The following is an 8,882-nucleotide window of genomic DNA, read 5'->3' as shown; positions in this document are numbered from 1 at the left end:
TGCGTTCCTCCGGGAACCTCCGAACCGAAGTGCTCCCATCAGTCATGTCGGCGCCAACCCTCAGAAAGCTGGTCGGCGAGATTACCTCCGGTTTCGGAATATCAGTGAAAATCGAAACAACGAACCGTTTCTTATCCGAACGCACCCCAAAAATGCACCGGGGCCGCAATTGAGCGCGATGGCACGTCGGCCGACTCGCTAAATTTTTGTCTATGACACCGACTGTCCTGCGCAGCAGGTGGTCGGCACGCAAGGCCGTGTGCATGCGTCTTGTCATGTTCCCGAAGTGCGCGCTCGCCGTAGCGGGATCGGGTCGTGGTCGCGATCGAGGGGGAGTTCGACGATCGAGGCGACAAGGTCGCGGTCATCTTGCTCCAGGCCATGCGCGAGAGTACGAGCGGCCAGCCAACGATCCCGATCGTCGCGATCCTGGGACAGCTTGAAACGCCCGACCATCTCGTCGATGTCGATCTCGAAACCGACGAGGAATGGAAAGAGCCGCTCATCGCTTGCCGCTTCCCGAGTCAGCCGGAAGCCGCCCGGCGACGGGTCGGCCGCCGCCGCAATGCCGCGCAGGCCGTCGACGACGGCGTCCTTGTCCCGCAAGATCCGCGCACGCCCCCGGACCTCCACGGTGATGGAATTCCATGTGGGCAGTTGGTTTGACTGGTGTGGAGGGATGTATCCGTTTGGACCGTGAAACAACGCGAGCACCGGGCGCCCGTCGAGAAGTTCGGCGTGTGGATTGGCCAGGTCCATGTGACCGAAGAGCACCCCGTGTGACCCCCGCGATGTGTCGAGGGTGAGGGGCAGCTGTGTGACCACAGGCTCATCGGTTGCTCGAGCGGAGATCAGGGTGGCGAATCGATACCGTTCGATGACGGCGCGCAAACGATCAGGATCGGTCTCCAGATATCGCTTAGGGGGATAGTCGCCTACCGGTCGCTGGCGAACGGTCACCGCATCGCGGTGGCGGCTGGCGGCAATCTCTTGTGCAATCGCTTGCGCCCGAAACGGCAGCAGTGAAAGCAACGTGTCGCCGATCCCGAACGACGCCTCGCCGTACCCCTGCAGGAAAAGCCCGGCTGTCAGCGCCGGCCCGGTATTGACCCGGCAGCTGCGCGACAGCGAGATCTCACCGGACTCGTCGCGCAGGACGTGCGGCAAAACCTCCCGGAAAATCTCGGCGTCTAGCACACGGTCGTAACCGGTTGCTAGGACTGCGCCGTCGAAGTCGAACTCGTGAGACTCGCCGCTGAACCGGTCCTCGAACCTGGCCACGACACGACCATCAATCTCTTCGACTCGCGACAGCCGCGACTCACCGTGCAGGAACAACCGGCGACATCCCCGCACCTCATCGAGGTAGGCGATCTGGTACAGCTTCTGCAGCACATCGGCGTCGACGACGCCGTAATTTGTTAGCCGTAGTTCGTTGCGCAGGGCGGCCCGCTTCGCGGGCGGATAGTCGTAGAATTCCGCTGCTTTGACCGAGAAAAAGTGTTCATTGATGAACGGCGAATGATCGGTGGCCCGGAGTGTATGGTCCGATATGAATAAATGAGTGGTCGCTCTGCGGTAATGGCTTAGCAGATACTCGGCAATTTCTGCTGCGCTTTGACCGTTTCCAACAACCGCGAAGCGATAAGCTTTATCTGGTTCATTGAAACGGTTAGGGAAATTAGGCAGAAATGCGCTTGAGTGCACCACCGCCGATGTATTCCGGGCACCGAGAAGGCGGGGCACACCGCCGCCGCCATAAACGACGTTAGGAGACGAAAAGCAGGTTTCAACACCGGTGCTTTCGTCACGTACGTAAACCCTGAGCCGGGCGAACCGATCCGCTGGGGAGGGCGAGTCGCGGAGGGGTACCACCGCGGTGACGACGGCGCCGTAACGGACCCGGTCGGCGAAGGACTCGGCGACCCATTTGAGGTAGTCGTTGTACTCGAGGCGGGTGGGGCGAAATTCGTTGATGTTGACGAACTGTTCAAGCCGTCCTCTGGCTTTGGCGTACTGAAGGAATGTGTATCGGCTTGCTGGATTCCGCAGTGTCGCAAGGTCTTTCAGAAACGATATCTGCATTCTTGCGCCCTCGAGCATCATTCCCGGATGCCACTGGAAGCTTTGGCTGCGTTCGAGAAACAGCCCCCGCCAGTTCGGGATGAGTTCCTCGGCTGCTACCGCTAACGCAAGGTTCGAAGGCCCGAAACCGATGCCGATGAAGTCGAGGTCTGAATCGTCCTCACCGGGTAACACAGATGTCATTCGGTCCTCCCGATGTCTTTCTCGCGCCATCTCTGTCGCAGGCTCTTCGGCGCTACACCGGTCTAATTACGTTCAACTGTTGTTCAAAAAACAGAACGTACGGCGTCACCTGCCAGCATTGAGAACACCAGAAACAGCCTGAGCCGCAACTATCAGGCAGGTTGTGCCGCACCAAAATACCTATAGCACACGCGCGCCCGGCTGATTACGGACCCATGCCTTTCAAGTTCGTTCGCCTCCCCCCCTAATTTGTCGCGTGTCCGATAAAACACGAATGAATCGGTGCCTGAGTCTAAAGCGACCCGCTCGACGAATTCAACGCTACCCACCCCTTCGGTTGTGATTCCCGTGAAGTAGGGTTGCCAAACGCCCGACGGTGCGTTGATGCGTCGTTTGCTTCGCCGCGCGAGCGGGTCGACACTCCCAGGACAGCCCGGGGTACAGCTGCATCCATCGTGTTGCTTGGGACTTCGTGCCCCGGCGGGATACGACTGGGTTGGGCACCAACCTCGGATCTCGGTCGGGGCGCGGTCCGTCCGCCCGCGCCACCAACAACGACGCGCGCAGTATGGATCTGTCATGTACGCATCACGGCAAGGGCCGGGCGGGCCAAGCCCAGTGACGTGGTGTAAGAGTTCGTTCGATCGCGTGACCCTTCGGGTGGCAGTCTAGGCGGTCAGGGCTGGGGTGGTGTTGGTTTGCTGTCCGGCGGGCTCGTCGGTGCTGGTCAGTGCTGTGCGGGCGCGGGTGAGCACGTCAAGGCCCAGGTAGCGTCGTCCTTCGATCCATTCGTCGTGTTGTTCGGCCAGCACGGCACCGACGAGGCGGATGATCGAGGCCCGGTCGGGGAAGATGCCCACGACGTCGGTCCTGCGCCTGATTTCTTTGTTGAGCCGTTCCTGGGGATTGTTGCTCCAGATTTGGCGCCAGATCTGTTTGGGAAAAGCGGTGAACGCCAACAGATCCGGGCGGGCTGCGTCGAGGTGTTCGGCCACTCTGGGGAGCTTGTCCGACAATGCGTCGAGGACTCGATCGTATTGGGCAACAACCGATTCGGCGTCGGGCTGGTCGAAGATGCAGTGCAGCAGAGTGCGCACCCACGGCCAGGAGGACTTCGGGGTGGCCGCCATCAGGTTGTTCGCGTAATGGGTGCGGCAGCGCTGCCAGGCCGCTCCGGGCAAGGTGGCCCCGATCGCGGCGACCAGGCCGGGGTGGGCGTCGCTGGTGACCAGCGCCACCCCGGACAGGCCGCGGGCGACCAGGTCGCGGAAGAACGCCAGCCAGCCTGCCCCGTCCTCGGCGGAGCTGACCTGCACACCCAGGATCTCGCGGTAGCCCTCGGCGTTGACGCCGGTGGCAATCAGGGTGTGCACGCCCACGACGCGGCCCGCCTCGCGGACTTTGAGCACCAGGGCATCAGCGGCGACGAACGTGTACGGGCGGCGTCAAGCGGGCGGGTGCGAAACGCCTCAACCTGCTCATCGAGTTCTTTGGCCATGATCGACACCTGCGACTTGAAAAGCCTCGTCACACCCAGTGTTTCAACGAGGCGTTCCATCCGCCGGGTGGACACTCCCAGCAGATAGCAGGTGGCCACCACGCTGGTCAACGCCCGCTCAGCGCGTTTGCGTCGCTCCAATAGCCAGTCCGGGAAATAGCTGCCCTGACGCAGCTTGGGAATGGCCACATCGATGGTGCCGGCGCGGGTGTCGAAATCACGATGCCGGTAGCCGTTGCGACTGTTGGACCGCTCATCGCTGCGCTGGCGGTAGCCGGCCCCGCAGATGGCGTCGGCTTCCGCGCCCATCAAGGCGTGGATGAACACCGACAGCAGCCCTCGCAGCAAGTCCGGGCTGGCCTCGGCGAGTTGGTCGGCCAACAGCTGCTCGGCGTCGATAAGGTGTGGTGAGGTCATCGCGTTGCTCTCCTTCGGTTGACTTTGCTGATCGTTCGAAGGATCACGCGATGACCGCCCTCTACCGCGCTACGACACGCCCACCGGCCCTACCGGCTCATACACCACGCCCCTGGACGCAACTGCCGGGCGTTGGTTCGATTCGACCTTAGGACGTGCCCATCGACTGTCTGCGCTGCTCGCCTGTCTGACGTGGGGCGGGCGGGACTCGAACCCGCGACCAACGGATTATGAGTCCGCGGCTCTAACCAACTGAGCTACCGCCCCCAGTGCTAACTAGCTAGACTGTTGTGACTTTTAGCAATCTCACCTGTCGAGGGGTACCGCAGTGATACCGCAGTACGTTTGATTGCTTTGCTTAACGCCGCAGCAACGCCCGCGAGGTCGTCATCGAACAAGTGACCGTACAGGTCCAGCGTCATCGCGGCGGAAGCATGGCCTAGTAGCCTTTGCACGACTTTGACATTACCGCCCGACGATATGGCCAGGGACGCCGTGGTGTGGCGTAGGCCGTGAGGCACCAGCCCCTCTATGGCAACCGCTGCGCAGCCCTTGTCAAAAGCCCGGCGGTACTCCTCGATCGGCAGGTATCCGCCGCGGTGACTTGGGAACACCAACGCATCCGGCTTGTCCGGTAGTTCTCTCTTGAGCCGCTGCCATACGGGCTCGGGGATCGGAACATGCCGAGTCCGGTTTGTCTTGGTCGTTGTTTCCACGATGCCGCTGTCGGTCACATAAGTCGCCGACGCTCTCACGGTCAGCTCCCGATCCCCCACATGCTTACGTCGCAACGCTGCCGCTTCCCCAAAACGCAGGCCGCAGTACCCGAGGACAAGTGTCAGGGTCTCAAAACGTTCGGTCGCCCTGGCGACCTGTGGTTCCCCCGGTTTCTCGGAGACTTCCGTACCAGGTTTGATCATGCAAGCCTGGAGAAAGGAAGTTCGCGGTGGCAGCGCACAGGAAGTACCCCGTCGAGCTGCGTGAACGCGCGGTGCGGCCGTATCGGGAATCTGATCCCAAGCCGGTGATCGCGCAGCTGGCTCGCCAGCTCAACGTGCATCCGGAGGCATTGCGGAACTGGATCCGCCAGGACGAGGCTGACCGGGGTGAGCGTGACGATCGGCCGACGACAGAGATGATCGCGGAGAACCGTCGGTTGCGCGCGGAGAACAAGGAGCTGCGCCGAGTCAACGAGGTGTTGCGGGCGGCGAGCGCTTATTTCGCCCAGGAGATCGGCCCGACCCGGAGGCTGTCATGAATTTCATTGGTGCTCATGGCTTCTCGGTCGATCTCGTATTGCGGGTCCTGGGAATTGCGCCGTCGACGTATTATGGCTGGCGCAAGGCGCGCAGGCAGCCGTCGCGGCGGGCTCGCGAGGATGCTGAGCTGTTGCGGTTGGTCGATGAGATCCGCGGCGAGAGCGAGTTCGCCGCCACCTATGGATCGCCGCGGGTGTGGCTGGAACTGCGCAACCGTGGCATCCGGGTCGGCCGCAAACGCGTCGAGCGGATCATGCGCGAAAACGGACGTCAGGGCGCCTACCTGCGTCGAGGCTGGAAGCATAGGGTCGACCCGGCAAAACCCCAAGCACACCGCCGCGCCGGATTTGCTCGGCCGCGACTTCACCGCCACCGCACCCAACCAGAAGTGGGTCGCCGATCTGACCCGCATCCTCACCCTGGAAGGCGTGCTGTGGCTAGCCAGCGTGCGGGATGCGTTTTCCAACAAGGTCGTCGGCTGGGACAGCGGCCCGCGTGCGACCACCGAGCTGGTGTGCTCGGCGCTGGACTACGCGCTGTGGTCACGCGACATCCGCGACGGGCAGCTCATCCACCACAGCGACAAGGGCTGCCAGTACACCTCGGTCAGGTTCACCCAGCGCCTGCTGGATGCTGGCATCGCCCCCTCCACCGGAGGCGTCGGGGACAGCTTCGATAATGCCCTCGCCGAGAACCTGTGGTCGACCATCAAGGTCGAGTTAATCTACTGGCCGGCAACCACTTTTGCTACACGAGCCCAAGCGCAGGCGGCGTTGTTCCGCTATATCGACGGATGGTATAACCCGCGACGCATTCAAGCCGGGCTTGGCGGGCTCTCACCGGATCGCTACGAGGCCGCCTGGCAGGCCACCCAAGGCCCTGCTGACGCCTCCGTGGGGACCTTGCCACGCTCAGCGTGACGTCTCGCCCCCGGCCGGGTGTGGGCCGCGCCGGCTACGGGCGTGCCCCTCCCGCGTCAAGGACGCTGCGCGCCGCTACGCGATGGCCTTCGGCCACCCTTGACCCGTGAGCCTCTGCACGCCCTGTGGGCAGGTCAAAGGGCCAAGTCGAGGACCTGCCCGGTCTGGGCGCCCACACCCAGCCTCCGAGCCACCCCCTTCAACCAGAAGGGTTGCCAATCTCCAGATAGACTTGCCGAATCCCAGATAGACAAGTCTCCGGGAAACCGCGGGAAGTCCGGTGAACCTGACCGAGGTGTACTGGCAGCCCTTGTCGCTGTGGTGGATGAGCTGCCCGTCGCGGATGTCGCGTGACCACAGCGCGTAGTCCAGCGCCGAGCACACCAGCTCGGTGGTCGCACGCGGGCCGCTGTCCCAGCCGACGACCTTGTTGGAAAACGCATCCCGCACGCTGGCTAGCCACAGCACGCCTTCCAGGGTGAGGATGCGGGTCAGATCGGCGACCCACTTCTGGTTGGGTGCGGTGGCGGTGAAGTCGCGGCCGAGCAAATCCGGCGCGGCGGTGTGCTTGGGGTTTTGCCGGGTCGACCCGTGCTTCCAGCCTCGACGCAGGTAGGCGCCCTGACGTCCGTTTTCGCGCATGATCCGCTCGACGCGTTTGCGGCCGACCCGGATGCCACGGTTGCGCAGTTCCAGCCACACCCGCGGCGATCCATAGGTGGCGGCGAACTCGCTCTCGCCGCGGATCTCATCGACCAACCGCAACAGCTCAGCATCCTCGCGAGCCCGCCGCGACGGCTGCCTGCGCGCCTTGCGCCAGCCATAATACGTCGACGGCGCAATTCCCAGGACCCGCAATACGAGATCGACCGAGAAGCCATGAGCACCAATGAAATTCATGACAGCCTCCGGGTCGGGCCGATCTCCTGGGCGAAATAAGCGCTCGCCGCCCGCAACACCTCGTTGACTCGGCGCAGCTCCTTGTTCTCCGCGCGCAACCGACGGTTCTCCGCGATCATCTCTGTCGTCGGCCGATCGTCACGCTCACCCCGGTCAGCCTCGTCCTGGCGGATCCAGTTCCGCAATGCCTCCGGATGTGGCAGGTCCCCGATAGTCGGTCCACCTGGTTTTGGAGCCAGGTTGTGATTGATACCGATTTCAGTTGATCTCGCAGGCCACGGGGTGATGGGTGTGGCTGCATTGGGCAGCGTACTCGACCGGAGTGAGGTAGCTCAGCGCCGAGTGACGGTGTCGATGATTGTGTTCGTGCTTGAAGTCGTCGATGACGACGCGAGCCTCAAGCAGGTTGGTCCAATGGTTGCGGTTGAGGCACTCCCTTCGTAGTCGGTTGTTAAACGATTCGATGTAGCCGTTCTCCCACGGCGCCCCGGGCGGGATGTAAGTCATCCCCACCTTCCCGGCGCAAAACGATTGCAGCGCTTGGGAAATGAGTTCCGGACCGTTGTCCATCCGCAGCACCATCGGCGGGCCGCCGCCGCGGTGAAACACTTCTCCAAGTCCTCGATCAGCCGCTCGGCGGTGATCGAGCGTTCCACGATATTCAGTAGCGATTCGCGGGTGTGCTCGTCGATCATCGACGCGATCTTGACGGCCTTGCCGTCGATGGTGGAGTCAAACTGGAAATCGATCGCCCACACCACTTTCGGCGCATCGGCAGCCACCTCAGCCGGCCACGACGACTGACCTGTCCGCTTGCGCGGGCTGTGCACCCGCCGCTGCAGGCCTTCCTCCTTCCACAGCCGGTGGACCTTCTTTTTGTTCACCTCCCGGTGCTCGTCGTGGCGCAGTGCGGCCCACGCGCGACGAAACCCATGGCACGGGTGCTTAGCAGCGTAGTCACGCAGCCATTGGCGCAGCTCGGCGTCAGGGTCAGCAGGGGTCTGGGCGAGCGGGCTGCGCCGATAAGTGGAGCGGGCCAGCCCGACCGCTTTGCACGCCAGCCGCTCCGACACGCCCAGAATTTCTTTGAGCATGTCCACGGCGCGGCGCTTGGCGTCCGGGTTCAGAATTTTCCCTTGGCCACCTCCCGCAAAGCATCCTTCTGCAGCTCAGCCTCAGCCAGCAGCCGCTTCAAGCGGGTGTTTTGCTCCCGCAGCTCTTTGAGTTCTTTGGCCGCCTCCAGATCCATCCCGCCGTAGGCGCGCCGCCAGTTGTACAGCGTCGCCGCTGACACCTCCAGCTCGGCGGCGATCTCTTCGTTGGTCTTGCCCGCCGCGGCGAGTTCGTCAGCGCGGCGCAGCTTACGCACCACATCCTCAGCGGAATATTTCTTCCGGCCAGCCATGTGATTCATCGTCCCTTCCAGCCCCACTTCGGGGCCACAGGACTCTAAAACAAGGCGGACTCATTCACCGGGGACACGCCAGATGCACGTTGAGCTGGCGAGCCAGCTGCGCGATCACCGGCTTGGGATCAGATTCCCGATACAGCCGCACCGCGCGTTCACGCAGCTCGACGGGGTACTTCCTGTGCGCTGCCACCGCGAACTTCCTTTCTCCA

7 protein-coding genes, 1 tRNA gene and 3 pseudogenes are annotated in these 8,882 nt (G+C 63.0%); 3 read left to right on the top strand and 8 right to left on the bottom strand.

Going from position 1 to position 8,882, the window contains the following annotated elements:
• Nucleotides 1-273: 273 nt before the first annotated feature.
• From MYXE_RS09730 to MYXE_RS09715, 4 genes and pseudogenes are all read right to left on the bottom strand, one after another.
• Entirely contained in the window at nucleotides 274-2,268 is a 1,995-nt protein-coding gene (locus MYXE_RS09730; RefSeq protein WP_161552080.1) for a SidA/IucD/PvdA family monooxygenase, read from the bottom strand.
• A gap of 668 nt (nucleotides 2,269-2,936) precedes the next feature.
• A pseudogene (locus MYXE_RS09725) lies at nucleotides 2,937-4,183 on the bottom strand (IS256 family transposase).
• Between the two features lie 193 nt (nucleotides 4,184-4,376).
• A tRNA-Ile gene (locus MYXE_RS09720) sits at nucleotides 4,377-4,450 on the bottom strand.
• A gap of 5 nt (nucleotides 4,451-4,455) precedes the next feature.
• Nucleotides 4,456-5,103, bottom strand: a complete 648-nt coding sequence (locus MYXE_RS09715) for a site-specific integrase (RefSeq protein WP_085193284.1) — start codon at nucleotides 5,101-5,103, stop codon at nucleotides 4,456-4,458.
• A 26-nt stretch (nucleotides 5,104-5,129) separates the two neighbouring features.
• Between MYXE_RS09715 and MYXE_RS09710 the strand changes: the two genes are divergently transcribed.
• From MYXE_RS09710 to MYXE_RS09705, 3 genes and pseudogenes are all read left to right on the top strand, one after another.
• Nucleotides 5,130-5,441 carry a transposase gene (locus MYXE_RS09710; protein ID WP_112649940.1) on the top strand — a complete coding sequence of 104 codons (312 nt, stop codon included), beginning with the start codon at nucleotides 5,130-5,132 and terminating at the stop codon, nucleotides 5,439-5,441.
• Nucleotides 5,438-5,674 (top strand): annotated as a pseudogene (locus MYXE_RS25260) (hypothetical protein); the annotation flags it as partial. The gene MYXE_RS09710 and the pseudogene MYXE_RS25260, both read left to right, overlap by 4 nt.
• A gap of 115 nt (nucleotides 5,675-5,789) precedes the next feature.
• Entirely contained in the window at nucleotides 5,790-6,362 is a 573-nt protein-coding gene (locus MYXE_RS09705; protein ID WP_232061779.1) for an IS3 family transposase, read from the top strand.
• Between the two features lie 75 nt (nucleotides 6,363-6,437).
• Here MYXE_RS09705 and MYXE_RS09700 read toward each other — a convergent pair whose 3' ends face one another.
• From MYXE_RS09700 to MYXE_RS24410, 4 genes and pseudogenes are all read right to left on the bottom strand, one after another.
• Complete coding sequence (locus MYXE_RS09700; protein ID WP_112649938.1) at nucleotides 6,438-7,262, bottom strand: IS3 family transposase; 825 nt, start codon at nucleotides 7,260-7,262, stop codon at nucleotides 6,438-6,440.
• Entirely contained in the window at nucleotides 7,259-7,447 is a 189-nt protein-coding gene (locus MYXE_RS09695) for a hypothetical protein (RefSeq protein WP_161552078.1), read from the bottom strand. Before MYXE_RS09695 ends, MYXE_RS09700 begins: the two co-directional genes overlap by 4 nt.
• A gap of 73 nt (nucleotides 7,448-7,520) precedes the next feature.
• A pseudogene (locus MYXE_RS09690) lies at nucleotides 7,521-8,667 on the bottom strand (IS3 family transposase).
• 64 nt (nucleotides 8,668-8,731) lie between these two features.
• Nucleotides 8,732-8,863, bottom strand: a complete 132-nt coding sequence (locus MYXE_RS24410) for a transposase (RefSeq protein ID WP_232061778.1) — start codon at nucleotides 8,861-8,863, stop codon at nucleotides 8,732-8,734.
• Nucleotides 8,864-8,882 lie beyond the last annotated feature (19 nt).

The sequence above is a fragment of the Mycobacterium xenopi genome (genome assembly GCF_009936235.1).
GTDB lineage: Bacteria > Actinomycetota > Actinomycetes > Mycobacteriales > Mycobacteriaceae > Mycobacterium > Mycobacterium xenopi.
The sequence above is the reverse complement of the archived record's forward strand: the minus strand, read 5'-3'. Positions and strand labels throughout refer to the sequence as shown.